The sequence below is a fragment of the Paenibacillus hemerocallicola genome, assembly GCF_006265175.1.
Classification (GTDB): domain Bacteria; phylum Bacillota; class Bacilli; order Paenibacillales; family NBRC-103111; genus Paenibacillus_AB; species Paenibacillus_AB hemerocallicola.
The window spans coordinates 77,608-103,833 of record NZ_VDCQ01000025.1 but is presented as its reverse complement, the minus strand read 5'-3'; the positions used below and the strand labels follow the sequence as shown (position 1 = coordinate 103,833).

At 52.6% G+C, this 26,226-nt stretch carries 22 protein-coding genes and 1 pseudogene; 17 read left to right on the top strand and 6 right to left on the bottom strand.

Features of this window, described 5'->3' with window-relative positions; genetic code table 11:
• Positions 1-12 precede the first annotated feature (12 nt).
• Positions 13-717: a MerR family transcriptional regulator gene (locus tag FE784_RS18585; RefSeq protein WP_139603724.1), complete on the bottom strand. Its 705-nt coding sequence runs from the start codon at positions 715-717 to the stop codon at positions 13-15.
• Between the two features lie 351 nt (positions 718-1,068).
• Here FE784_RS18585 and FE784_RS18580 point away from each other — a divergent pair, with 351 nt between their 5' ends.
• The 3 genes and pseudogenes from FE784_RS18580 (at position 1,069) to FE784_RS18570 (ending at position 3,375) form a co-directional block, all read left to right on the top strand.
• A complete protein-coding gene (locus FE784_RS18580) occupies positions 1,069-2,481 on the top strand; it encodes an MFS transporter (protein ID WP_246132086.1) in 1,413 nt (470 codons plus the stop codon).
• A gap of 28 nt (positions 2,482-2,509) precedes the next feature.
• Positions 2,510-2,632: pseudogene (locus FE784_RS42890) on the top strand (VOC family protein); the annotation flags it as partial.
• A 326-nt stretch (positions 2,633-2,958) separates the two neighbouring features.
• Positions 2,959-3,375, top strand: coding sequence for a VOC family protein (locus FE784_RS18570; protein WP_139603723.1), 417 nt, complete (start codon positions 2,959-2,961; stop codon positions 3,373-3,375).
• A gap of 91 nt (positions 3,376-3,466) precedes the next feature.
• Here FE784_RS18570 and FE784_RS40980 read toward each other — a convergent pair whose 3' ends face one another.
• The gene (locus FE784_RS40980) at positions 3,467-3,637 is read right to left on the bottom strand and encodes a hypothetical protein (RefSeq protein ID WP_176706351.1); all 171 of its coding nucleotides are present in this window, start codon (positions 3,635-3,637) and stop codon (positions 3,467-3,469) included.
• A gap of 122 nt (positions 3,638-3,759) precedes the next feature.
• Positions 3,760-4,962: a GntR family transcriptional regulator gene (locus FE784_RS18565; protein ID WP_139603722.1), complete on the bottom strand. Its 1,203-nt coding sequence runs from the start codon at positions 4,960-4,962 to the stop codon at positions 3,760-3,762.
• A gap of 160 nt (positions 4,963-5,122) precedes the next feature.
• Between FE784_RS18565 and FE784_RS18560 the strand changes: the two genes are divergently transcribed.
• The gene (locus FE784_RS18560) at positions 5,123-6,502 is read left to right on the top strand and encodes a metallophosphoesterase family protein (protein WP_139603721.1); all 1,380 of its coding nucleotides are present in this window, start codon (positions 5,123-5,125) and stop codon (positions 6,500-6,502) included.
• Positions 6,503-6,514: 12 nt separating this feature from the next.
• Positions 6,515-7,255, top strand: a complete 741-nt coding sequence (locus FE784_RS18555) for a Cof-type HAD-IIB family hydrolase (protein WP_176706350.1) — start codon at positions 6,515-6,517, stop codon at positions 7,253-7,255.
• A gap of 63 nt (positions 7,256-7,318) precedes the next feature.
• On the opposite strand, the gene FE784_RS18550 is transcribed toward FE784_RS18555, so the two are convergent.
• Positions 7,319-8,641: an ABC transporter substrate-binding protein gene (locus FE784_RS18550; RefSeq protein WP_139603719.1), complete on the bottom strand. Its 1,323-nt coding sequence runs from the start codon at positions 8,639-8,641 to the stop codon at positions 7,319-7,321.
• Between the two features lie 202 nt (positions 8,642-8,843).
• On the opposite strand from FE784_RS18550, the gene FE784_RS40975 reads away from it, so the two are divergent.
• The 5 genes from FE784_RS40975 (at position 8,844) to FE784_RS18530 (ending at position 13,775) form a co-directional block, all read left to right on the top strand.
• On the top strand, positions 8,844-9,008 hold the full coding sequence (locus tag FE784_RS40975) for a hypothetical protein (protein ID WP_176706349.1): 165 nt from the start codon (positions 8,844-8,846) through the stop codon (positions 9,006-9,008).
• A 247-nt stretch (positions 9,009-9,255) separates the two neighbouring features.
• Positions 9,256-11,787, top strand: coding sequence for a family 78 glycoside hydrolase catalytic domain (locus FE784_RS18545; RefSeq protein WP_176706348.1), 2,532 nt, complete (start codon positions 9,256-9,258; stop codon positions 11,785-11,787).
• 223 nt (positions 11,788-12,010) lie between these two features.
• The gene (locus tag FE784_RS18540) at positions 12,011-12,457 is read left to right on the top strand and encodes a MarR family winged helix-turn-helix transcriptional regulator (RefSeq protein ID WP_139603717.1); all 447 of its coding nucleotides are present in this window, start codon (positions 12,011-12,013) and stop codon (positions 12,455-12,457) included.
• Between the two features lie 46 nt (positions 12,458-12,503).
• Complete coding sequence (locus FE784_RS18535) at positions 12,504-13,313, top strand: NAD(P)H-binding protein (protein ID WP_139603716.1); 810 nt, start codon at positions 12,504-12,506, stop codon at positions 13,311-13,313.
• Between the two features lie 156 nt (positions 13,314-13,469).
• On the top strand, positions 13,470-13,775 hold the full coding sequence (locus FE784_RS18530; RefSeq protein WP_139603715.1) for a DUF2325 domain-containing protein: 306 nt from the start codon (positions 13,470-13,472) through the stop codon (positions 13,773-13,775).
• A 186-nt stretch (positions 13,776-13,961) separates the two neighbouring features.
• On the opposite strand, the gene FE784_RS18525 is transcribed toward FE784_RS18530, so the two are convergent.
• Positions 13,962-14,813: an AraC family transcriptional regulator gene (locus FE784_RS18525; protein ID WP_139603714.1), complete on the bottom strand. Its 852-nt coding sequence runs from the start codon at positions 14,811-14,813 to the stop codon at positions 13,962-13,964.
• A 395-nt stretch (positions 14,814-15,208) separates the two neighbouring features.
• Between FE784_RS18525 and FE784_RS18520 the strand changes: the two genes are divergently transcribed.
• The 3 genes from FE784_RS18520 (at position 15,209) to cysI (ending at position 20,348) form a co-directional block, all read left to right on the top strand.
• On the top strand, positions 15,209-16,528 hold the full coding sequence (locus FE784_RS18520) for an ABC transporter substrate-binding protein (RefSeq protein ID WP_176706347.1): 1,320 nt from the start codon (positions 15,209-15,211) through the stop codon (positions 16,526-16,528).
• 220 nt (positions 16,529-16,748) lie between these two features.
• A complete protein-coding gene (locus FE784_RS18515; RefSeq protein WP_139603712.1) occupies positions 16,749-18,584 on the top strand; it encodes an assimilatory sulfite reductase (NADPH) flavoprotein subunit in 1,836 nt (611 codons plus the stop codon).
• A gap of 39 nt (positions 18,585-18,623) precedes the next feature.
• Complete coding sequence (cysI, locus tag FE784_RS18510; RefSeq protein ID WP_139603711.1) at positions 18,624-20,348, top strand: assimilatory sulfite reductase (NADPH) hemoprotein subunit; 1,725 nt, start codon at positions 18,624-18,626, stop codon at positions 20,346-20,348.
• A gap of 599 nt (positions 20,349-20,947) precedes the next feature.
• Here the strand turns inward: cysI and FE784_RS18505 are convergent.
• A complete protein-coding gene (locus FE784_RS18505; protein ID WP_139603710.1) occupies positions 20,948-21,316 on the bottom strand; it encodes a hypothetical protein in 369 nt (122 codons plus the stop codon).
• A gap of 523 nt (positions 21,317-21,839) precedes the next feature.
• On the opposite strand from FE784_RS18505, the gene FE784_RS18500 reads away from it, so the two are divergent.
• From FE784_RS18500 to FE784_RS18485, 4 genes are all read left to right on the top strand, one after another.
• Entirely contained in the window at positions 21,840-22,187 is a 348-nt protein-coding gene (locus FE784_RS18500) for a hypothetical protein (protein ID WP_139603709.1), read from the top strand.
• Between the two features lie 64 nt (positions 22,188-22,251).
• On the top strand, positions 22,252-24,219 hold the full coding sequence (locus FE784_RS18495; RefSeq protein WP_176706346.1) for a right-handed parallel beta-helix repeat-containing protein: 1,968 nt from the start codon (positions 22,252-22,254) through the stop codon (positions 24,217-24,219).
• Between the two features lie 44 nt (positions 24,220-24,263).
• A complete protein-coding gene (locus FE784_RS18490; RefSeq protein ID WP_139603707.1) occupies positions 24,264-24,638 on the top strand; it encodes a Rossmann-fold NAD(P)-binding domain-containing protein in 375 nt (124 codons plus the stop codon).
• 384 nt (positions 24,639-25,022) lie between these two features.
• Positions 25,023-25,916, top strand: a complete 894-nt coding sequence (locus tag FE784_RS18485) for a DMT family transporter (protein WP_139603706.1) — start codon at positions 25,023-25,025, stop codon at positions 25,914-25,916.
• Positions 25,917-26,226: the final 310 nt, after the last annotated feature.

Genomic DNA, 26,226 nt, shown 5'->3' with positions numbered 1-26,226 from the left:
CCGAGCCGCCATTTAATCAATCAGCTTCAGAAGGTGGAGCAGTCGGTATAAGGTATGAATTCCTTTCATCTGGAACTGACTTTTCTGATTCAGATTGCGCAGCGATTGTTGGGCGATTTGTCGCGCCCGTTCGACATGGTTATGATTCAAATCGTCGAGCACCTGCTTGATCACCTCCAACGACCAAATGGAGCGGCGCAGCACATGGATAACAAGCGCCTGCCTGACATGGGAAGCGCTGAATCTGCGATAGCCGTTCTCTTGGTCGCGCGGGATGGCGATCAACCCCATCTTCTCCCAGTGCCGAATCGCCGTACTGGGTATTTTCGTCTGCTCGGACACCTCCCCGATGCTCATGTAGCGGCTTCTGCCCTTCTTGTCCACCAGCTCGAGCTCCTTCGTCTCCAGCATTTGAATCGCCCGCTCCGTACTGATCTTATCCTGCAGCAGCATCGCCTGCTGTTCCGTAATCTGCCACATGACCTGCTCGACTTGCTTTTTCTGTACGCGGATCAGCACCTCTTTCGTAATATCCATTCCGAACCCGAGGTTCAACGTACGTATGCATTCGAAGTAAGCCACATGTTCTTCGGTATACAGGCGATAGCCGTTGGCCCCCCTTTCGACCGGCGGAACGATTCCCCATTCCTCGTAATGCCGTAAAGCGCTCGTACTGATATTCAGCTTTCTTGCGATATCAATCGGTCTGATCGGCATGAATGTCCTCCTGACACGTTGTACCAAGATTAAAACAATTGAACGGGGATTGGTCAATACAAGCTGTTTGAATCAAAAGCTTCGACTTAGTTGTACAACCATCGGATTAGGGAATCGCATATGGAATTGGCGAGGGAGTACTCCTCCCGACCCTCCTTGAACCGGTCGGAGGATATTTGGCGTTGGTGCGAAGGTCGGATGCATGTTTATGCGCTCTCCCATAAGTTTCCTATAGCTTGAGCAAGGATAGCAATCGATAAGAAATTGCTTCCCGCAAGGCATGTTAGAATGGGGAGGATCGGGCATTCGGCGTGGATGCCGCGAAACTTATCGATAATATGAGGAAGGAACATGGAAGAAATGAAACCCGTAGAGCATGCTGCCAGACCCGTGCCTGACAACTCCGACATCAAGAAAAGCGTACCGTGGATTTATTATGTCATTTTCTTCGCCGTCTTGAACGAATCCGTATTCAACGTATCTACCCCCAACATTGCCAGTCAGTTCGGATTGGACGCCTCCGGCGTGAGTTGGGTCGTTACGATCTTTTTTATCGTATTCGGCATGGGTATGGTCATTTTCGGAAAGCTTTCCGATATGTACAGCATCAAAAAACTGATTACGATCGGAATCGTGCTGTACAGCGTCGGGTCTATTATCGGCTTTGCCTTGCAATCGTGGTACCCGGCAGTCATTTTATCAAGGGCCATTCAAGGTGCCGGAGGCTCGGCGATCCCCGCTTTGATCTTCGTCATGGTAGCGCGGTTCTTCACGGCGGAAGAACGGGGAAAGCTGTTCGGCATCATCACCTCGACGGCTTCGTTCGCAGTCGGGATCGGTCCGGTGTTGGGCGGTTATATCGCGGGATCGTTCCATTGGGCTTATTTGTTTCTGATCCCGCTTCCCGTACTTGTCGCCATTCCGTTTTTCCGAAAAAGGCTGCCGAACGAGCAGCGCGGAGCGGGCAAACTGGATATGCTCGGTGCGGCGCTGCTCGGCATAGTCGTAACGACGCTCATTTTATTTACGACCGAGGGAGGATGGCTGTATTTGCTCGCGGCCTTCGTAGCGCTCGCCCTGTTCATCGTTCAAATACGTCGTGCGAAAGATCCATTCGTCGACCCTGCGCTATTCGCCAACCCGCTATACCGCACAGGGCTCATAATCGGCTTCCTTATTTTCGGCACGGTGATGTCCATCATGTTCGTAATCCCGTTAATGCTGCATCACCTATACGGATTGAACACGGAGAACATCGGCCTCATCATGTTCCCGGGAGCGATCAGCGCAGTCGTATTCGGAAGAGTGGCCGGCAATATGACGGTCAAGCGCGGAAGCCATTTCGTCGTGTATGTGGGGCTCGCTCTGATTGCGCTTAGTTTCGTGCTGCAGTCTTCTTCCGTCGGGCTGTGGGTATGGTATATCGGGGTGGCTCTCATTATGATGTACATCGGGTTTTCCTTCCTGCAGACGGCATTGGCGGAGAGCGTTACGCAAATATTGCCCGTCCATCAAATCGGAGTCGGCATGGGACTGTTCAATATGACATCGACGATATCCGGAGCGGTCGTGACGGCATTGGTCGCGAAGGCGATGGAGAGAGAGCTGTTCGCTTTCCCGTTGCATCCGCTCTTGACCGACTCGCATGCATACTTGTACGGCAATCTTATCCTGATCTTGAGCTTTATTGTCATAGCGAGCGCCATTTTGTATTTGTTCACTTTCGGCAAAAAAGCGCCGCAGCCGGTCAACGAACCGGTCTAACGCCAGGAATGATGCCGCTTACGAACGGCTGTCGCAAAATGGGCAAGTATACATGCCGCTGGGAGAATATCCGTTCAGTCGGAAGTTTGGTTGGGTCGGAGACAAATTCGGCGTCACATGGCAGCTGACTCAAGCAAGCAATGACCAATAGTAAAGATAAACACACACACGTGCTGGCGTATCGTCTGCGCGTGTTTTTGTATTTGTTCGCGACCGACAGATGACCGAAAATAGCAATCTGTAAGAAACCGACAGGAAAGCGAGGTGCTAGAATGGAGAAGTAGCCGGTTATCCGATAAAAAACGTTATTCTCTAAATATTCATTGACAGGAATATTCCTTATAAGGTATATTATAAACAAGAGGTCGGCAAGCTGAAAGGAGGATAGCGTTTAGACGGTAAGACGGATGCAAACTATTTCCGAATGCGCAATCGAGTGATCCTAGCAAGTCAAATATAACGATGAGGTGAATGATAATGGCATTGACATCTGAAAATATTTTCATTAATTTACCGGTTAAAGATTTGAAGAAATCGATGGAGTTTTTCACGAAAATCGGATTCGAATTCAATATGCAATTTACCGACGATAATGCCGCATGTTTGGTAATCAGCGACAAAATTTTCGTGATGCTGCTGGTCGAGAGCTTCTTCCAGACGTTCACGAAAAAAGAAATCGCCGACGCGACGAAGACCACCGAAACGCTAATATGCTTGTCCGCAAGCAGCCGGGAAAGCGTCGACGAAATCGTAAACAAAGCTTTGGCCGCAGGCGGAAGTCCTTCCAACGATCCGATGGACCAAGGATTCATGTACGGCTGGAGCTTCCAGGACTTGGACGGCCATATGTGGGAAGTCGCATACATGGACATGAGCGCGGTTCCACAGGAGTAATCTTGCATGGAATCAAAAAAAACCTCCGTTCACGGAGGTTTTTTTAAATTCGGAATCGATCATATCGGCCACGATCGTCTATCGTATATGCTCATCTGTCGTCCTTGTCTTCTTCGGGATAAATCGCGTGCTCGATATTATCCATCATGCCTTCCACGGCTTCGCTGATTTTATCGGTAGACCCTATATTCTCCTGATCGGAAGGCGTGGGGATGCCGCCGGTCTCGAATGCGGTTTGTTCGGAAATCTTCTTGTCAAGCAACCGAAACACTCCTTTCCAATTGATGGTACAAACGTATCGTTTCCTGTCCGATAAGGAATTATTCCGTGCAATCGGATGAAGTCTGGTGGTGAAGATACTTTGTATTGCCCGAACATGTTCGGTCAATGATGCGGAGCGTCCTTGGCAATCCATGACGCTGACGATTCCCGGACAACCAATCGAGTCGGCACGACGATCTTACGGCGTTTTTGCCGGGGATTTTCCATTACGGAAACAAGAAGCTTGACAGCCTCGCGGCCTACCGTATATTCCTCCTGGTTAACATATGTCGGAGGGATTGCGGAAAAGGCGGAGAGCTCAAAATCGTCCAAAAAGACAACCGAAATATTTTCGGGAACCCGTATCGACAACTGCTTCGCCGCCTCCATGAACGTTAAGCCCACGGAAGAATTGACTGCGATTACCGCCGAAAGCCCCGGATTCCGCTCCAAATACGTTACGATTTGTTCCTTGCTTGCGGGATGTCCCGTTCCTTCCTGTAAAATGCTGTTTACTTGCTTGCCGTCCAAATCGATCAACCGCAGATGGCGATCGATCAAAATACCGTGCTCGGACAGCGCTTTTTCGTATCCGGCCAGTCGATCCTCCAAGCTGGAAGTCCCGTCGGTAAACGTGGAAATAAAACCGATGCTGCGATGACCGAGCTGTATGCAGTGGGTTGTCGCGTCAAAGGCGCCCCCGATGTTGTCGGAGCATACGTAATTGGTTTCGACGCCTCTTAAATACCGGTCGACTACTACGACCGGAAATTCGTTCAAGGTCAGCTTCAATATTTCCTCGTTGTAGCTTTGCCCTTGTGCGGGATATATAATGACGCCTTTAACCCCGGCATGAACCAATTTGTTCAATAGCTGCTTCTCGGTCTCCTGGGAGTCGCCGGTTGTACGAAACAGCAGATCGCAGCCTTCCTCCGCAAGCTGATTTTCGATGCCGTGAAGCAGATTGGCCGTGAACCGGTTGTCCAGACGGGGCATCAGGTAAGCCACCCTGTTGTCTGTCAGCCGCTGCTCCGGACGATAAACGGGGGGCTCGCCCAGTCCGTTCTTCGATACGAAAGAGCCTTTGCCCTGTATTCGATAGATCAGCCCCTCCTCGATCAATTCCTGGAGCGCGTTTTTAATCGTAATCCGGCTGACTTTGAATTTGGCGGCCAGCTCGTTTTCCGACGGGATTTTATCGTTGGATTGCCAAACGGATTGCCGTATATTGTTCAGCACATATTGTTTGATTTGCTTATAAAGAGGCATGCGTGTACTTGGCTTCGCCTCGGAACTCGGTTTTGTTGAGTTGGTTTCGTTCGACAACGGTGCAGCCTTCTTTCCCGGAACGTCCGTTCAATTGTTTTTTTATTATTAACGCGTTGACAGAGGATCGATTTGATAAATATACTTGTTATGTTGTTATAAATAACTATAAGTTAAATATAACAAATAATCAACTCGAAAAAGCGAGGTACTTGCTTATATGAAATCGTCTTTGCGCTTCGTCGTAATGGGAGATCTGCATTATGTTCAGGAGCAGTCGCACCAACGAACGTTAAACGGCAGCCCTAGGGGCATTACGGAGGTTGCGGACGTTACGCGGAATTTATGGATGACACGCAACGTTACGCCCAAGGTCATCGGCGAGATAGCCGCCTCCCGCCCGGATTTCGTCATTCAGACCGGAGATATTATCCAAGGTCATTGCGATGATGAAGCGAGCGGGTTGCGCGAGATGCGCGAAGCGATGGAAGGGCTGGAGCGACTCGGGGCGCCGGTGTTTTTCGCGCTTGGAACGCACGACGGCGTCGTCGGCAAACGCGAGGAGGAGCAGGTCCTGCAATATGTATATCCGGCTATCGGAAAAGCGTTGGGGACTGATCCCGTAACGAAAGGATATTATACATTCGAAAGAGCCGGCTGCTTATTTATCGTTCTCGATTATACGACATTTGCGAAAGGCGACGCACAAGAACGTTTCATCCGCGAAGCATTCGCCGCATCCGGAAAGTACGAGCACGTTTTTTTGTTTGCCCATCCTCCGCTCGTTTGCGTAGGCAGACCTTTTTTTACCCATTACGACTTCGCCCATACCGTACTTCGGGAAATTGCCGATCATCCCGTCGATGCTTACTTCTGCGGACATACGCATAACCAGGTTTCGTCGCTGCACAAATTGGGGGAGTATTGGCTGCCCCAGTTGAAATCGTCCGTGCTGGGCTATCCCGATCGCGCGCCCGTCTGCCTGAGCGATGTCCGTACCCTTTTGCCCGAGCCGTCCGCATACGAATATGGTTGGGGGTATTTGGAGGATTCGGCGCCCGGCTGGTGGGAAATAACGGTCAACGGCGAAGCCGTGCAGGCGAATTGGCACGTATTGGAACGAGGGGTTGTCGGTCAATTGACGTGGCGGCGTGGTGAAAAAGCGGTATTTGCCCGCAAGCCCGATTTTGCCGTATCGTCAGGACTGCCGCTTCCCGGGCTCGATGACATCCGTTCGGTTCGTCTCAGGGTCGCCGGCTCCAATTGCAAAGCTCCGGACGGGTACAAGGTCAGCCTGAACGGCACGGAAGTCGGCATCCTCCAGCGGCTTGAGTATTTTGACAGCCGCCAAACGATGAAGATCGAACCCCGTTTCTGGCCGCTGCTGAACAAGCTCAACCGGATCGAAGTTACGACGGACGAAGAACCGATGTGCATCGGAGGATTCGTGCTGGAAATCGAAACGGACGACGGTTGGGTGCGCAGCACGGTTTCGGATTACTATGCGAATACGGACCGGTGGGATCATTGGGGGGAATACGCGGTAGCAAAAATATCGCCGCATCAGACGGTCGCCGCGCAGCTGTGCTTCGGATCGTAGAGGAGGATGAGCGTGACGTACAAATTAATCGCGTTGGATATGGACGGGACATTGCTCGGCAAAAATAAAACGATTTCCGATCAAAACGAAAAGTGGATCCGGGCCGCCGTGAAAGCCGGAGTCAAAGTCACGCTTGCAACGGGAAGGCCCATCCGCGATGTGATCGGCTACGTCCGGCAATTGGAGATCGATTGCCCGCTTGTGATCAATAACGGCAGCGAGGTATGGAAATCCCCGGATGTCCTGCATTCCAGACGCGAATTATCGCCGCAGCTGATCGCCGGCATATTCGAGGTTCTCCGGGAGTGCGGCGATGAATTCGATTACTGGGCGCACAGCATCGGAGGGAAAATCGACAAATCGAATGCGCCGGCCGATCCGACGACCGTTCGATGGCTTCAATTCGCCATCCGAAGCGGGAATGCCGAGCTTCTGCAGCTGATCCGGGACCGGCTGGCAGCCTGGAACGCGTTCGAGATCAGCAACTCGCATCTGACCAACATCGAATGCAACGCGATCGGCGTCACGAAAGCGACCGGTCTGCTCGAAGTTTGTTCTCTGATCGGCATCGAGATGTCGCAGGTTATGGCGGTCGGGGACAGTCTGAACGATATTCCGATGATCCGCGCAGCCGGCCTTGGAGTCGCTATGGGCAACGCCCAGGAGCCGGTCAAGCAAGCGGCCGACGTCATTGCTCCGACCGTTCATGAGGACGGCGTAGCCAAAATGATCGAGCGCTACATATTTTCCTAGTCGGAACAAGGACTTAAAACGGGTAAAGAACCCTTGGGCCTGATGGCTCAAGGGTTCTTTACCTTATTTCTTGCCGGCGATACCTTTGTTGATTTCTTCATCCGCCTGTCTCAATGCGGTGTTCAGATCGACCTTGCCCGCCGCGTAATCTCTGAACGCTTGCTGCCCGATTTTTTTGCCGTCCGTTTCATAGATCGAATACGTCGGGGAAGGGGAGACGGCGCTTTTAAACAGAGCCTGTACATGTTTTCCTTTCAAATAAGGGACATCCGCACCGAACTGCTTCTTCGGCTCCTCGCCTGCGAGCGGGGACATCCTTGCCGTTTTCCTTGCGCTCAGCAGCTGTACTTCGTCCGAGGTGACCACTTCGATCACATTCATCGCCGCATCGGGAAATTTGGTCGTTTTGGAGACGATGATATTGTGGGAATCGAGCTTGCCGGAAATATTCGGCTTGTCCTTGTAGCTCGGGTATTGGGCGATGTCCCAGTTCACGGTGTCCGCCGCGCTGCCGATTTGCGCCATCAGATTCGTCGAGGCAAGCATCGCGACATTTTTCTCCTTGATAAAGAGATTGCCGGAGGCTGCCGCCGACGGCTCCGGATTCGGCTGCATATTGCCCGGAATCGTCAGAATGGATTTGGCTAGCTCGAACACTTGCTTCCACTTCTCGTTGTCCATGCTCGCTTTATCCGATTTCCCGTCCACATAAGCCAAAGAGTAGGGGAAGCTCATGACGTAGCTGCTGGCCGGGTCGAGACCGCGATATTGGACTCCGCCGTCTTGCTGTGTCAACTGGCGGGCCAGATCGATGGCGTCCTCCCAGGTCATGCCGTCTTTCGGATAGCTTTTGCCGAATTTATCGAAAATATCTTTGTTGTAGTATAAGGCGTTGAACTGCATGGCGTACGGAATGCCGTACAGCTGCCCTTGCTCCGACTTCACCGCATCGATCGCGACCGGATTGAAGCGCGTTAGATTGAAGCTCTGGGATTTAACATGAGGGGTTATATCCATCAAGAGGTCCTGCTGCTTCAGACCCATGATTCCGGAGTTCGGAGTAAGCAGGAGATCCGGCACGTCGCGGGCGGCCAGAAGGCTATTGAGCGTGACGTCTTTGCTGGGGCGAATGATTTCCAGACTGATGTGCGGGTATTTTTTCTTGACCGGATCGGTGAACATCATTTGAAAATCTTCATCCGAGATTTCGGCTCCGTTCTGGAATACTTTCAACGTTACCGGGACGTTGGACGCGGTTTTGCCGGATTGGGGTTGGGGATCGCCGTTGCCGGACTGGGTAGTCGCGCCGCTTGTACCGCTGCATCCGGCCGCAACCAATGCGAACGATAAAAAAATACTGCCGCAAAGCATTCGTTGTCCATTCATTATTCATAACCTCCAATTTAGGTGTAGTGCTTGTCTGCATCTATACCTATAGTAGAGAAAGAGTATTAAAACTAACTTGTTCTTTTGTCAAATTCGTATTAAATATGATCATTAAGTTGTCTATTTGTTATATAAATATGTCGAAAATGTACGATACGGGAGAGGAAAGGCATGTTAACGATAGCGATTATGGGGGATTTGCATGGTCGAGATCGACCATGAACGGATACGGCTGCGGACCGTTGCGATTGAAGACGATGCGGTGCTTCGTTGCGCCCGTTTTCTGTATGACCGGTTGAAAGGCTTTCACCGTCCGGGAGAGACGACTTTAAATGAAACGGAAATGGAAGTGCGTTTTAAGGAATAGAAGTCAGGGTGGAGATCCCTCTTATGTCCGCTTTCAGCACGAATAGAAAGGAACCATCCTCGTCGTCGATGAATCCCCGATTTGAAATTTTGTATATCTTTTTCGGAATTATCTGCATTTTGCAAGGATAACTACTGGATTATAATACGATTATCGATATGCAAAACGATGGTCAAAGGTATTGGCCATTCGGCAGACGCAAGAGCTTGTGCGGAAATAGGATAACGAGATGAAAGGACAATATCGAATGAACCCGATGAGAACAAGTCGGAGCGGAAGCGCTCCTGTATCGGATTACGGCCCGGATATGCCTGCATCCGCACCGTCGCGATTTTTTCGCAGCCGTCCCGCTCACGAGTCGATTTCATGGGCGAACGAGACGGCGATCATCTGGCATCCGTCCGAAGCGGAGACGCATTACGAGCAGCCGAAAAACTCGTTTTGCCGGTTTCGCCATACGTTCGAGCTGAAAGATCGGCCGGAGCACGGAAGCATCCGCCTATTTGCCGACTCGCGCTACATGCTCTATGTGAACGGTCGTTACGTCGGGAGAGGTCCGGGCCGCAGCGATCCCCGCTGGCAGTACTACGATAGCTGGGATATATCGGATTTATTGGAGGCCGGGGCGAATACGATAGCCGTACTTGCGCTGCATTTCGGCTACGGAACCGGGCAATCGATGCACCGGATTCCGGCGTTGTTGGCCGAATGCGCCGTAGGGCTGACCGGAGGGGATCGAATCGCGACCGGTACGAGCGCGAAATGGAAAGTATCGCTGCACCCCGCCTATGAGCGCAACGCCCCGCGGATTAACGGGTGTCAAGGACCGATCGAAATATTCGACTCCAGACTTGAAGACGACGGCTGGATGAATCCCGGTTATGACGACTCGGATTGGGTGACGGCGAAGGCACGCAGCCGCAAGCTTTCTCCGTTCTGGAATCTGGTTCCGAGAGAAATCGCTTTGCCCGAAGAGGCGTCAATATCCGCGGTGTCGGTTATCAACCGAGGCGAGCTTCGCGAGCGGGATGAGGCGGTCGGTAAGCTTCATAAGCAGTTGCTTGCGGAGCAGGGAGAAATTAGTTTGTCCGAATACGGCGATTGGCAGGCAAGCGGTTACCGCGTACCGAGGACGGAGGCGGGCAAGGCCGCGATCGTTACCTTCGACTTCGGTCGGCTGGAGGTCGGCTATTTGCAGCTCGAGGCGAGCGGCGCATCGGGGGATATTCTCGATATCGTTTATGCCGAGGAGCTGTGGCAGGGCAGAGCGCTATTGAATGCGGACAATAACCGTTCGATCGACCGTATCATTATGAGAGAAGGGGTTAACCGGGTTGAAATCGCTTTCGGTTATAAAGCATGCCGCTACGTTCAGATTCGCGTGCGCAATCCGCGCGGGGAAGTCGTGTTCCATGAGGTGGGCCTTCGAACGCGCTATTATCCGGTAAAACGCAAATCGGAGTTCGTCTGTTCGGACGATCGGTTGAACCGGCTGTGGGAAATATCCGCCCATACGCTCCGATGCTGCATGCAGGACGGCTTTCTCGACTCGCCGAGCCGCGAGCAGCAGCAATGGATGGGGGACGGGCGCGTTCAAGCGCTGTTTAACTACTATTATACCGGTGACAGCAAGCTTCACGCGAAGCTGCTCAGGCAGTTCGGGCAATCGCAGGATTGGCTCGGGATGACCACCTCCCGTTATCCTGACGATCATCACAATTATCCGCCGATTCCGTCGTTTTGTCTGCAATGGGTATCTTCCTTCGAGGAGTACAGAGTGTATACGGGCGATACCGGGCTTGAAACGGAATGGTGGCCGAATATCGTGAACGCGATACGCTGGTTTACGGCTTATTTGAACGGACAAGGTTTGCTGGAGCATGTTCCGTACTGGTCGTTCATCGACTGGGGCGAGCTCCCGAACGGCCCCGCTCCCGACGTCGGCAGGGGAGGAGTCCTGACCGCGCTGAACCTTCAATATTTGGAGGCGCTTCATGTGGCGAGCGGGATGGCGGAGCGACTGGGCGATATGGAGGCGTGCAACGTATTTCGCTCGATAGCGAACCGACTGGCCGAGGCGATCCGGCTCATATTGTGGGACGAGGAGAAGGGGGCCTACGCGGAATGCATCGTCGACGGGAAAATGTCCGATAAAATCAGCGAAGTGGCAAACAGCCTGGCTTTGCTGCATCTCCATGAGCCGAACGATGACAGGGCGCCGCGCATCGTGGAAAACATTTTCACGGGGGGACGGCCGGTTATTAAAGCAAGCCCGTACTTCATGATATATGTTTACCGCGCTTTGGATAAGCACGGTGCAAGCGGACTCGCCTTCGACATGATGCGCCGCCGCTATGACGCGATGCTCGACGCCGGTGCTACAACTACGTGGGAAAACTGGGACTTGTTCTATAAGACAGCCTCAGGCGACGTCCATTTCAAGAGTGCCAGTCACGCCTGGGCGGCCATGCCGCTCGTATGCTTGCCGGAGCAATTGCTCGGTCTGAGGCCCGGAGATGCCGGTTTTGCCCGTGTAACGATAAAACCGTGTTTGTACGACTTGGAGCACGCCGAAGGATCCATTTCGACACCGAATGGTACGTACGCGATTGCGGTCAGACAGGCGGAGGGGCTATACCGGATCAAGTTGTCGGTTCCGTATGGCTGCGAAGCCCGTGTAGGCGGCAGATTTTATGCGGAAGGACAATACGAGCTGGAGATTGCGGTCGCAGATTGCGATCGGACAACATACTCTCATGACGAGGGAAGCTGTTCGTGAAATGAGCGATTCGAAGACGCAGAACGGTCCTTATCCGATCGGGGCGATTTAATAAAAATCATAGAATGGGGCTGCCTGTGATTCGTAATTCGCCGGCGGCCTTTTTTTCGTTCCAATTGCTTGATTCAATGGACGCTTTGCGCGTTTGTTTTTGACAAGAACGGCACTTTCCGTGTATGTTTACATGTAGTTAAGTCATTAACTAGTTACTGGCGGTGATGGAATGAACCCATTGCAAGACGAGTTGTTGGAGCCGTCTCTCCAGACGCGCACGTTTTTTGCGCTGGTCGAGGCAACGGCCCATTTGGTCGACGTGTCGGAGAAATATTGGCAGTCGCAAAGCATGAGCGGTGCGAGAATACGGATTTTGGTCGAAATCATGAAGGAAGGAGGCACGATACTGCCGTCGGTGCTAGCCCGGAAAATCGGCGTCACAAAAGCGAATATCAGCCTTCTGCTCGTACCGCTGGAGAATGACGGTTTACTTCGGAGAGCAAGCCATCCGAGCGACGGCAGAAAAACGGTGATCTCGATAACGGGCGAAGGCCAGAGCATCCTTCTGAAGCATTTGCCTGAAAATCGCCGACATATTGCCGACAAAATGAAAGTTCTCGATGAGCGGGAACAGAACCAGCTTCTCGATCTGTTAACGAAGCTGCGCAGAGGATAATTGGAACCCGTGTACGACGTGTCAAAATAGAAAGGTGGAATGACCGATGCCGATTGTTATTACCGGCGCTAACGGCAAACTGGGAAGCTTGGTTATACGCAAACTTCTTCAACACGTTTCGGCGAAAGGGATCATCGCCTGCGTTCGTCAGCGGGAGAAAGCGGCTCAATTCGCCGAACTCGGCATTGAGGTGCGGGAATGCGATTACGACGATCCCGATACGATCGGGCAAGCGCTCCAAGGCGCCTCCAAGCTGTTATTGATTTCCGGCTCCAACCCGGAAGATACGATCCGAATGAGGCAGCATGCCCATGTCATAGAGGAAGCGAAGAAAGCGAAGGTCGAGCATTTGCTTTACACAAGCTTCGCCTTTGCCGACTCCGGCAAGAATTCGATGACTCATATGCATTTGGCCGCGGAGCATGCGATCAAGGCTTCCGGCATCCCGTACACGTTTCTCCGCAACGCCCTGTACTCCGATTTTGTCGGGGCACTCGGTCTGGATGCAGCCATCGCTCAAGGAGAATTGGTCGTTCCGCCTGGGGAGTGGATATTCAATACGGTTACGCGAGACGATCTTGCGGCCGGTATTGCCGAGGTTTTATCCGGTCCGGATCATCAACGGAAAACGTACGAGCTTACAGCGTCGAGTACTTGGAATTTCACGCAGTTGACCGAGGTTTTGTCCGAAAAGGCCGGCAAGAAGGTAAGTTTGCGATACGATCCCGAAATCCGTAATTGGTTATACGGATTTCTGCGTACGATCGATACTTCCTCTACTTCCGCCGACCTGGCAAAATTGATCGGCAGACCTACCGCCGCACTAAAGGAATCGATCTTGCCTTTCCTGAATTGACGCTTTATAAATTTAGGACATTCGTGGCTAATAATGAAGAGCGGGCTTCGAAACGGTGTCCGTTCTTTTTTTGCAATAAATCCTACTATTCCAATTGACAATTAAGTATTTTGAGTTAATATAAAGATACAAGCCACTCGAGACGGAGGGACGGATATGAAGACGGTAGCGATTATCGGAGGAAGCCAGACGGATACGTTCAAGAAAATGGGCGAGAAGCGGGGAATTATCGTAGAGCATCACGACGGGAAAACGGGCGGAGGTTCCGTGGAAAGCTACTTCCAGCGCATTATCAATCGAGCGGATGTCGTCATTATTTTGAAAGGCGCAATCAAACATACTTCGATGTGGGCCGTGCGAGAGCTCGCCGAGAAGAAGGGGAAAATCATCGACTATCATGATGGATTCGGCGCGTCAGGAGCGATCAATAAAGCGATGCGATTGGTGGATGAGGGAGCTTAAGCGTTTTAGAAAAGACGACCGTTTATACGTTAACATGAGGAAAGAGGGGAATAATGGTACTATCGGTCAGAGTCTGTATAAAGAAAATCGCGAATCAAAGAAGGCGGCATTCCGGTACGTGTTCAAACGTCCAGGAAGGCCGCCTTTTGCATATGCGGCGGAAAGCGCACGTACGATTGTCCGGTCTCAGGGCTCGGACATTTTATTTTGCTTGAGCGACTTCGTATGACCGGCCATACTTTTGTACTCGTTCGGAGACATCTGGGTCGCGAGCTTGAATTTGCGGTTGAAATGCGTGATGTTGGCATACCCGACACGCTCCGCTATTTCGGTAATTTTCAGCTTCGTCTCGCGAAGGAGACGCTGAGCTTCCCGAATTCTGAGCGTGTTCAAGTACTCGGGGAGGTTAAAGCCGGTATATTGCTTGAACAAGCGGCTGAAATGGGACGGGCTGATATAGAAATTCGACGAGATAAAGCTCAATGTGATCGATTCGTTGTAATTGGATCTGCAGTAGTCCAGCACCTCGGCAATTTTGCGATGCATCAGCTGAGCCGGAACATCGCCGGCGGTATTCATTTTGCGCGCCGCGAACAGAAGCAGCTGCACGACGAGCGATTGCAGGAACAGCTGCGTGCCGATCTGTCCGGTATCGACATGCTCGCGGCTCATTTGAAATAGTAAATTTTCCGCATAGCTTTGCTCCTGAACATTCAGCTCCAGCACACGGGATTCCGCGCGGAAAGGCAGCAGAATCGTTTCCGCATCCGCAGCCCGATAAGTCTGAAGCAGGGCGTCGTCGAAATAAAACACGATGCGCTCGTGCTCCGGTCTGCTGGCGTCGATCGTCTTGTGAATGCGGTTTTTGTCGATGAACAGCAAGCAGCCTTGCTTCAAATAATAAGTCGTATCCTCGATATAGTAGTACCGTTCACCAGACAGCAAATAATAAATTTCATAATAATCGTGGTAATGGCATCTGGGCATGGTGGAAGGCGCCGTTTTTTTGGCGAAAGCGATTTCAAAATCATTTCTCAATGTGTATCCCCCAATTGTCGCAGTCTGATGGCGGAAGCTGACCCGATTAGAATTGTATAGCAATTATAGCAAAGTATTCGTTCGAAAGGTAATACGGATATAGAGAATCGGGCAAAATGACTGTATCATAAAATCATATCCGAATAGCTGCGCAGCGCAATAGGATTGCGTTTCCCGTGTGCGGGAAAGGGCTTTCCCGCACTTATGCTAGTTTGCCATTTCTATCGTCGGCCGTTCCGACGTCGACATCGCCGGGTTCCTGCGTGCAGACGCAACCCGACAACATACGGAGGAAGGAACCTTTGTATTCTTGAAAGCGGATTCATTCGAATAGCTGCATGCTTGACCGCAGGCAGCGAATGAACGCGATATTTGATGCCAGGAGGAGACGGACTATGAGAAAAGGGATCGTCATATTGGCCGGTTTTGTTTCAGTCGCCATACTCGGAGGCTGTGCGGGCAAAGGAGGGGACACGTCCCCCGGCAGCGGACAGCAATCCGCTGTGCCGGCTCCGTCCAAAGAGCCGATCGAGCTTTCGATCTACTCGGCGGGCGGCACGAAGCTGGAGGAATTCAACGCAAACTATGCGGAACATATAAAGAAGAAATTTCCGCACATTTCGATCAAGTACATCAATCCGCGGGACGGGGAAGCGAACAAGTACGAAAACCTGATCATGACGGGGGTCAACGTCGATCTGTATTACGAATCGGTCGGCACGTTTTTCGCGACGCTGCCCCGGACCAAAACCGAATTCGATTTGACGCCCATGATCAAGCAGTACAACGCAGACCTGAACCGGTTCGAGCCGACGCTGATCGATGCGATCAAACAGAACGGCAAAGGGCAAGTATGGGGGCTGCCGGTGACGACGAACGGCATGTCGCTGTACTACAATAAAGATTTGTTCGACAAATTCGGAGTGCCTTACTTGAAGGACGGCATGACGTGGGACCAGGTGTACGAGGTCGCGGACAAGCTGAACCGGAACGACGGAGGCAAAACCGTTGCCGGCATGGCTATCTCTCCGAGCCACAGCACGCGGATGAATCCGTTCTCGCTGCCTTTCGTGGACCCTCAGACGATGAAACCGACGTTCGGCGACGAGAGATGGAAAAAAGTACTCGAGCCGATTCTGAGACCGGCGGAGCATTCCGGCTACCGGACGAAAATGGACCAGCTTGAAGGTAAGCTCCCGTATTCCGGCGAGTGGTTGAACAAGCAAGAGCTGGCGATATTCGGCGTTTTCTCCGACTGGCAGGTCGTCAGCCCGATTCCCGTACCGTTCAACTGGGATCTCGCGTCGTATCCGACGACGAAGGAATTGCCCGGCGTGGGCAGTCAGCAGTATCCGGTTTATTGGGCGATCCCCGCCATCTCCAAGCATAAGGCGCAGGCGTTCGAGGTGCTGCAATATCTCGTATCCGACGAATATCAGATGGAGCTGTCCAAGCGGGGCGGCATGACCGTGCTGAATAATCCCGATATTCGCAAGGCGTTCGGCCAAAACAGCCCGAACAGGGACAAAAATCTCGGCGCGGCTTATTATAACAAGTTTGCCCCGATCTCGCCGAAGCCCGAGGTGGATAAGCTCGCCGAGAACGCTCTGATGGGGAAGCTGCCCGATCTGGCCTACGGCAAAATCGACATCAATACGGCTCTCCGGCAGGCGGCGGAAGAAGCGAACAAAGCGATCGAACAAGCCCCCAGATGACACGCTCCGACATCCATCTTGAAATCCGGCTCCCCGCAGAGCCGGATTTTTTTCGGTTCTTGTCGAAATATCGCGCTTTATCAATATATCTGATGTTTCCTATAAGATCATTCTAATTGACCGTGTCTCCCTACTGTGATAGGGTCAAGAGAGAAAAAAATGAAAAGATATGCGAATACTGAGAATTACTATCATTGTATGCTGCGCGAGGTGGATATTGTTGGAACTACAAGTCACGAACAGTCCTTTTCATCAAGAGCAGGTCGAGCTGCTCAATCGCCTGCTGCCGACGTTGACCGATACGCAACGGATATGGCTCAGCGGTTATTTGACGGCGGTCGGCGGAGCGGCTGCTGCGGCGCCGTCCGGCACTGCTCCATCGGCACCGATCGCTGCTAATGCAGTACCGGCCGCCGCCCCGGTGTCCAAGGACGTAACCGTTCTATACGGATCGCAAACCGGCAACAGCCACGGCTTGGCGAAGAAGCTGTCCAAAAAGCTGGAAGAGCAAGGCTCCCTGGTCACGCTCTCCTCGATGAGCGACTTCAAGCCGAACGGGCTGAAGAAAATTCAAAATTTGCTCATTCTCGTAAGTACTCACGGAGAAGGTGACCCGCCGGATAACGCGATCGCTTTCCACGAGTTTCTGCATAGCAAGAGAGCTCCCCAACTGGAAGGACTGCGCTATTCCGTTCTTGCTCTGGGCGATACCTCCTACGAGTTTTTCTGCAAAACGGGCAAAGATTTCGACCTTCGTCTGGAAGAACTAGGTGCGAAGCGGCTTGCCCCGCGCGTCGACTGCGACGTCGATTTCGACGAGCCCGCCTCGGAGTGGGCTAAACATGTGTTGAGTGCTTTGAGCGAAGGCTCCGCGGCTCCGGCCGTCGCTGGTGCTGCCGGTGTTTCGGCCGCAAGCGATACCGAATCCGAGTATTCCAGAACGAATCCGTTCCGGGCCGAGGTGCTTGAAAATTTGAATTTGAACGGCCGCGGGTCGGATCGCGAAACCCGCCACCTCGAAATTTCGTTGGAAGGCTCCAACCTCCAGTATGAGCCGGGCGATAGCTTGGGCATCTATCCGGAGAACGATCTTCGCCTTGTGGATGAATTGATCGCGGCCATGGGCTGGAATGCGGACGAGCTCGTAGCCGTCGGCAAGAACGGAGAACAACGATCTTTGCGGGACGCCCTGCATAGCCATTACGAAATCACCGTCCTGACGAAGCCGTTGCTGGAGCACGCGGCACAGCTAGCCGAAGGCTGGGCGCTGAAGGAACTCGTCGCGGCCGGACGCGAGCAGGATCTCAGGGCTTATATTCAAGAGCGGGATTTGCTGGACCTGGTGCAGGACTACGGGCTCAAAGGCATTCCGGCCGGCCAATTCGTAACGATACTGAGGAAAATGCCCGCCCGCCTGTATTCGATTGCAAGCAGCTCGAAAGCGTCTCCCGACGAGGTGCACGTTACCGTTCGCGCGGTGCGTTACGAATCGAACGGGCGGAACCGGTACGGCGTCTGCTCCGTTCACCTTGCGGAGCGGATACAGCCAGGCGATACGCTGCCTATCTATATTCAGCAAAATTCGAACTTCAAGCTCCCGGCGAATCCGGAAACGCCGATCATCATGATCGGACCGGGCACGGGCGTAGCTCCGTTCAGAGCGTTCCTCGCCGAACGGGAAGAGCTCGGAGTCGAGGGGAAATCGTGGTTGTTCTATGGCGACCAGCATTTTGCCACGGACTTTCTGTATCAGATCGAATGGCAGCGCTGGCTTAAGGACGGCGTGCTGTCGCGCATGGATGTCGCGTTCTCCCGCGATACCGACAAGAAAGTGTACGTGCAGCACCGGATGCTCGAGAAGAGCAAGGAGCTGTACAAATGGCTTCAAGAAGGGGCATGCGTGTACGTATGCGGCGACGAGAAGAAAATGGCGCACGACGTCCATTCGGCCTTGGCAACGATCCTCGAACAAGAGGGCGGCTTGAGCCCGGAAGAAGCTGCGGAATATTTGATCCGCATGCAGCAGCAGAAACGATACCAGCGGGATGTTTACTAAGCCGAGCCCGATGATAGATCGCGAGAGGAGATGACCGGCATGTCGGACAACAATTTACTTTCCCCCAACAGTGCGCCGCACAGCGATGTAGAGCAAATCAAGCGCAAGAGCAACTACTTGCGGGGAAGTCTTACCGAGACGCTCGAGGATGTAATTACGGGGTCGATCCCCGAGGACGATAATCGCTTGATGAAGTTTCACGGAAGCTATATGCAGGATGACCGGGATTTGCGCAACGAACGGAACAAGCAGAAGCTTGAACCGGCCTACCAGTTCATGCTGCGGGTGCGAGCGGCCGGTGGAGTCGTAACGCCTGAGCAGTGGTTGATGATGGACCGCGTTGCGCAAAAATACGGCAACAGCACGATTCGTCTGACAACCCGCCAGTCTTTCCAGCTTCACGGCGTCATTAAATGGAATTTGAAGCAGACGATCAAGGAAGTAAATGATGAGCTGTTAAGCACGCTGGCCGCATGCGGCGACGTAAACCGGAACGTCATGTGCAATCCGAATCCGTACCAGTCGGATATTCACGGCGAAGTTTACGAGTGGGCGGGACGGATCAGCGCTCATCTCGATCCGCGTACACGGGCTTATCACGAGATTTGGCTGGACGGCGAGAAGGTTCTGGATAGCCTGGAACACGATGAAGGGCAAGAACCGATATACGGACCCGTTTATTTGCCGCGCAAGTTCAAAATCGGCGTAGCCATTCCGCCGTCGAACGACGTGGACGTATTTTCCCAAGATCTCGGCTATATCGCGATCATCGAGAATGGCCGTCTGAAAGGCTTCAATGTTACGGTAGGCGGCGGGATGGGAATGTCGCACGGCGATCCGAAGACCTATCCGCAAGTCGCCCAAGTGATCGGTTTTTGCACGCCGGAGCAGGTCGTCGACGTAGCGGAGAAAACGGTGACGATCCAGCGGGACTATGGAGATCGCGCGGTGCGCAAGCATGCACGGTTCAAATATACGATCGACGATCGGGGCATCGATTGGTTTATCAATGAGCTGCACTCGCGTCTCGGATGGTCGCTCGAGCCGGCGCGTCCTTACCATTTCGACCACAACGGCGACCGTTACGGCTGGGTGAAGGGGAGCAACGGCAAGTGGCATTACACGCTCTTTATCCAGAACGGACGCATCAAGGACGATGGGGACAACCGGCTGATGACGGGGCTGCGGGAAATTGCCAAGGCTCATAACGGCGATTTCCGCCTGACCGCCAATCAGAACTTGATCATCGGCAATATTAGCAGCCAGAAGAAGAAAAAATTGGAAGAATTGTTTAAAGAGTATGGCCTCACCGAAGGAAGCCACTATACCGCTCTGAAAAGAAATTCGATGGCGTGCGTCGCTTTGCCCACTTGCGGACTCGCGATGGCCGAATCGGAGCGCTACCTGCCCGATTTGTTGAACCTGATCGAGCCGATGCTCGACGAGTCCGGCTTGCGCGAGGAAGATATCGTCATCCGCATGACCGGCTGCCCGAACGGGTGCGCCAGACCGATGCTGGCGGAAATCGCCTTTATCGGCAAAGCTCCGGGCAAATACAACATGTATTTGGGCGGCGGCTTCACCGGCAACCGGCTGAACAAGCTGTACAAGGAAAATATCGGCGAAACGGAGATTCTCGACTCGCTCCGTCCGATTTTGTCCCACTACGCGAAGGATCGTCGGGACGGCGAGCATTTCGGCGATTTCACGATTCGGGCCGGATATGTCAAGGAAGTCCGGTCGGGTCAAGATTTCCATTCCTAATAACTGCCCGGCTGATCCGGGTACATGGATAGAAGCGCATCTCTCGGGGTGCGCTTCTTTCTTTTTGTGCGTTAGCTATATAAGTTGAACTAAAGAACCAACTAAGACACCTTTAGTTCAACTTATATAGATTCACGTTCGAAGTGCACGTCACGAGTGATCGTTGAAGGTTGGCCGTCTTCGCGCCTCTTTACGCACCGCGAACAGCTCCAGCGCGCGGTGTTTCGCTGCAAACCGGCGATCGGTCGACCAGACGGTCGCTTGTGGATTGCTAATCCATCAATTAGCGGAACTAGAGTACGCTATTGACCTGATTCCTCCGGTTTTTTGCAAATAAGGGAAAACCGTTCCGCTATTCCGCCGTTCCCTATCCATTTCTACCTCGACAGCTCGAGATAACGGAAGTCTGTTCCGTTATCTTCATGCGCGTAGCGGAATTCGGGATAATAACGGAATCCAGTTCCTTTATTTGCGGCAATACATTGCAGCCGCTTCATCCTTTTCGCACAGAGCACTGTTGCGAGCCCTCGCAGCCGCAGCTGCAGCCTATTACACGCAGACAACCTTGCTTCTACTCGCAGCCTGCCAGTAAAGGCCGATCAACGATCGTAACCCGGGTGCTCGTAATCCGGATTGCGCAGCTTGGCGAGCAGCTCATTCTCGTCGATATAGGCACGCGTCTCGACGGTGCCCAGCTCATAGATCGTCAAATAGAGTTGAAAAGTTTTGTCGTTGAAAGAGCGCGTCGCTTCGTCGTGATCCGCCGATTTGTACGGAATGGGCGCGCGGCGAAGGGAATGCGCATCACGGGCGGTGTAGGAGTCAAGCAGTCGGCGCAGTTCCAAAGCCTCCTCGTCGGTAGCCTCCACCGTCAACACATCGGTTCGATCCGACTGTTCGAGCAGTTCGCCTTGTTCCAGCAACGTGCCGGCAGTGACCGATACGGCGTATATCGCTTTCGTCCTCATCCAGACCGCCCCCCTCGAATGTATTACTCTCCATTAACCGGAGGACGGCGGTGTGAAACAAACCAGCTCTATTCTATATAAGTTGAACTAAAGGTTTAATGTTCATTCCATTCCAGAAGGGATTACCTTGCAGCTTCAGACAGGTTGTTTTGAGTTTCTTTGATTTAAGGGGGCTCCCCCAAAAGTATTTGGAATATGCTTCGAAGGCTAGCTTCACTTTTGGGGGGCATATATAGGCCTGCGGCATGGTTGAAACTCAAAGCCAAAACTCGCTCACAAGGCAATTCCCTTCTTCCATTGCACTCAGAGCTTCTATTAGTTGGTTCTTTAGTTCATCTTATATAGAAAAATGTGGAAGGAATGAAATCGAAGCTTCATCAATTCCCACTATATGGATATTGGTAGTTAAGAAAGTGAAAGGTTTGTTCAGATCCTACATGTTATCGGCCACGGACAGCGTATATGATGAACGTATATCGCGACGAGGGAAGTCGTCCGAACGACGACATCAGGTGGCGAGCCGATGCATGAACCAACACGAGGTGCAGGAAACGGAACGATTGGCAGTAAAATATCCGGCACGTTGAGCGGGCTGCTCCCCCGAAAAATCAAGTACAGGTTCTTTTTCAGCTTCGTCATCGTCATTCACATTCCGTTTTTCCTTTTCCAGCTCTACTATTTCAACCGTACCGAGCGACTGATCGTGGAACGAGCAGTTAACCATTATGAGAAGCGATTTCAGCTCCAAGACGAACATCGCTTTCCTGCAATGGATCGAATTGGAACGCAACCGCGCATTTATAGATGCCCTGATGGGGGAATCGGCGGAGAAGCAGCTGAAGGAACAGGGTTTATTGAAATAAACCGATAGATGGCAAGGGCAGCCGGGAGTCGACATACGTGAATTCTAATCATCCATAATGGGAGGAATCGCGATGGAGGACAACAGGAATTTGGAAGAGGAAATGGCTAGTACAGGGGAGGAGCATCGGCAGGGGAGGGCGATGGACCGAAGACTTCTGCTGAAAACGTTGGGGATGGCCGGAGCGGCAATCGCGGCCGGCGGGTTGATCCGGCAAGGGGCGGAAGTATCCGCCCAGGGCTCGACCGTGACGGGAGCCGTATACGGCGGCGGGACATTATGCGCATCGGGCAATTGCGTCATTAACACGACGATCGCCGAGCTGCGAGGCGCGACCGCAGCGGACCCCGATCATGTGCATTTCGTCAGGGATGCCGGTCAGGAAGGTCATTTCCGCTACGATCCGGCGGATACGACATCGGCGGATAACACGGGAACCGTTCTTGTAGCCGGATCGGGCTACCGTTTCAAGCGGCTATACTCGGGAGCGCTTAACGTGAAATGGTTCGGCGCCAAAGGCGACGGAAGCTCTGACGATGCCGCCGCCATTCAAGCAGCGGTAGATGCGGCCCAAAACCGCGGCGATACGTTATATTTCCCGACGGCGGACTACATGATCACGGTGCCGATCGTGATCGGCGCATCCAAACGTTCGATCCGGATCGTGGGCGACGGTTTTCAGAAAGGCTCTTGGATTCGCGCCCATTCGTCCGTAACGCCGACGAGTCCGATCAAGGCTGCCTTCGTGTTCGACGATACCCGGGTGGCGGAACGGTTCGAATTTTCGGACATCGTCATCCAGGGAGAAACCGGCAAGCTCGAATATGGCATCTATACGAAGAAAATCTCCCATTCGCTGTTCCGGCGAATCCGCATCGTCCAGACGAAGATCGCCGCGCTCGCGATCGGCTACGGCTGGTGCAACGATATCGAGACCTGCGAGTTTTCGTTCAACTTCGGCGACGCCATCCTATTCACCGCCGACAACGTCAATATGCTGAACATTATCAACACGAAGCTGTTCGCCAACGAAGGCATCGCCATCAACATGGCCTACTACACGCTCGGGACGAGAATCAGCGGCTGTTCGATCGAGGACAACAAGGTGTGCGGCGTGTTCGCCAAAATGCTCAATTCCCCGCTCAACATAACGGAGAACTATTTCGAGAACAACGGCGAGGTCGGCTACCAGCTGCAAAATCCGAACAGGCTGGTTCGCTCCTGCATTATCGTAAACGGGAACACGACGGCCAACATTATTGCAAATACGTATCCGTCAGGCGCGATCCGGATAGCGAACAACCTCATATCCGTATCCGCTGACGAATCGTTCGTCACCTGTTACTCGGCCGGCAGCAGCATGGAGATCGCCAATAATACGTTTGTTCGATACAAGACGCCGGCGGTTTCGTATGCGGCGTTGAGAACGGGAACGAGCAAGACCGGACTCGGGGCTAAAGTCAATCATGTCCGGATTTACGGCAACGGCGTCTGGGAAAATCACAAAAGCGCATTGCAGTTACGGCCGATCTGGGTGGAAGATATGGCGCAGTCGACAACGTTGCTTCATTACGCTTGGATTCAGGGAGTACCCGGTGCCCAATATGCCCCCGACCCGTCCTTGTTCACGGTTGTTTCGGCAGCGGGCGGCGGAATCTTGTCGCCGTCGGCTGTCAAGTTCAACGGCCACGATGTGTATGAGCTTGCAGGTTCGGCGAATACGGATGTATTCGGCTTTACGATCGATTTGGCCGATTACCCTCGACTGGCGGGCAAATACGTATATATCGCCTTTTATGCGAAGGCGCAAGCGGCGAGCACCGGAGCGGCTGCATACTCGAGTCAACTGGGCATGAGCACGACGGCTTATGCGCCGGATACGAGCTGGCGATTGATCAGCTATACCGATTTGATGCCAGCAAGCGGCACGGTTTCGTTCGGCCTTCGCAAAATATCCGTCTCGGCCGCCTCGTCGCTTCTCATTTCATTGCCGGTCTTGAAGGAAATCGGAGCGCCGACGGACAGCCTCGTCGAGAATTGACGAAGGCGAAACCTTTTTCGAAGAGATAGTCACCGGGGGACATCATGACTAAGACGAGTACAAATACGGATACGTGTAGCATACCTCTAAGAGCGGTCGTTGTCGGTGCTGGAAACCGCAGTAAAACTTACGCTTCTTACGCGCTCACGCATCCGGACGAGCTGCAAATCGTCGGCGTCATCGATCCGGAAGAAATCCGGAGGCATCGGCTGGCGAGCGGCGGGGGATGGTTGTTTTTCCGCGACGACAAGGCGCCGGAAGGGGCGGGGACGCGCTGCCTGACCCATTGTCTCATCGAAGCGGAATGCCTGTATTCGGCGCGCAGGCAATATGTCGAGCTTAACCGTTGGGGAGTGTACGTATGGAGATCGATCGAACATCTTAGGCCTGAGCCTTCCGTCGAACAGAAGCTGGATTGACATAAGTGTTAATCGAGTACGGTATGCGGAATCAAGTCCATATCAGTGAGCGAGGAGCAGTGAGGCTCCTCTTTTTTTGCCATAGCAGCCTGTTTGCATTGGTCTACTCTCAGTTGGTTCTTTGTTCATCTTATATATTAAGAGTTTTTCGTTAATAACTTCTTCGAAAAACCGCCAAGATCGGACCGCTGCGGCAAGAAAAACGCGACGTTTCTCAGACATATATATGCTTAACAGCTCACCTTCCTTTCCGGAACATGCCGAATTGGGACGGCGGCACGAAAAAGACGAATCTTATCAATCAAAATAACTGTTTCCCTGCATCGCCAGTTTGTGCTATGTTAGGATAATTAACAGACAAGACATGGCGGAGAAGGTGCATCGATGGGTTACGTACTGCTCCTGCTGGCAACGCTGGCATGGAGCTTTGTAGGCGTTTTGGTCAAAAGCGTTTCAACGATGGTAGATAATTCTTGGATTACGTTTTCCCGCTTTTTTTTCGGAGTTGTCTTTCTCGGGATCTATATTCTGATCAAGGACAAGCGTCTCCGGATGCGCTTCAGCTTGAGATGGGTATGGTTGGGCGCGGCGGGGAAGTCCGTCAACTATATCTTCGAAAATATGGCCATTACGATCGGCTATGCATACGGCAATATTCTTGTTCAGCCTGTCCAAACGGTCGCGCTTCTTGCCGCGTCGGGGATTTTGTTCAAGGAGCGTGTTACGGCCAAGGGCTGGTCTGCGGCGGCTTTGTGCGTAATCGGCGTGATCGTGATCGGGTGGAACGGGCATCCGCTAAATGAGTTGCTGGCAGGCAGCGGCCTGACGACGTTGTTGTTCACCTTCGCGGGAATCGGCGCCGCCATCCATGTGCTCAGCCAACGACAACTCGTAAAAAGCATGGACTCGGGCAATATGAATATGTCCGTCTTCCTCATCAGTACGTTTCTCGTAGCCGGCCCTATTCCATTCGGAACGCATAGCGCTACCGAGCCGATTAATGCCTGGGGGTGGACCGTCCTGATCTTGCTTGGAATTATAACGGGACTTAGCTTCCTATGGTTTGCCGAAGCGATCAAACGCGTGTCGTTTACGGCAGTAGCCGTTGTGGGCAACAGCTCGGTACTGTTCTCGATTCTATGGTCGTACCTGTTCTTTCATGAGCCTATTACCGGCTATGTCATTGGCGGGACCGTCGTTTTTCTGGCCGGTTTCCTAGTACTCAATATGCGGTTTCCGAGTAAGGCGGTCCATACGGCGGGAAAGGCGGAGGCATAACGGCGAGAACGCCACTTCGATCCGGCCAAGAAGAAGACGAAACCTGACAAGATGCTTCATTTCAAGGCGACCGGGACTTGCCGGTCGTCTTTTTACGATTCAGAATGTTTATGTTCGCTAAGCGACACAGCTTCAAAGCAATGCTTAAGCAAACTGCAACAGGTCTGAACCGAGAAAAACTACCGCTGAACCGCGGTCGCTCATCCTCGAAATACGTCGATAGAAGGTTGTCTTAGGTTCGTATCAGCATGCATCTAAAATATCGGTTTTTTTATTTTACATACATACAGTATGTATGTTAAAGTGATGG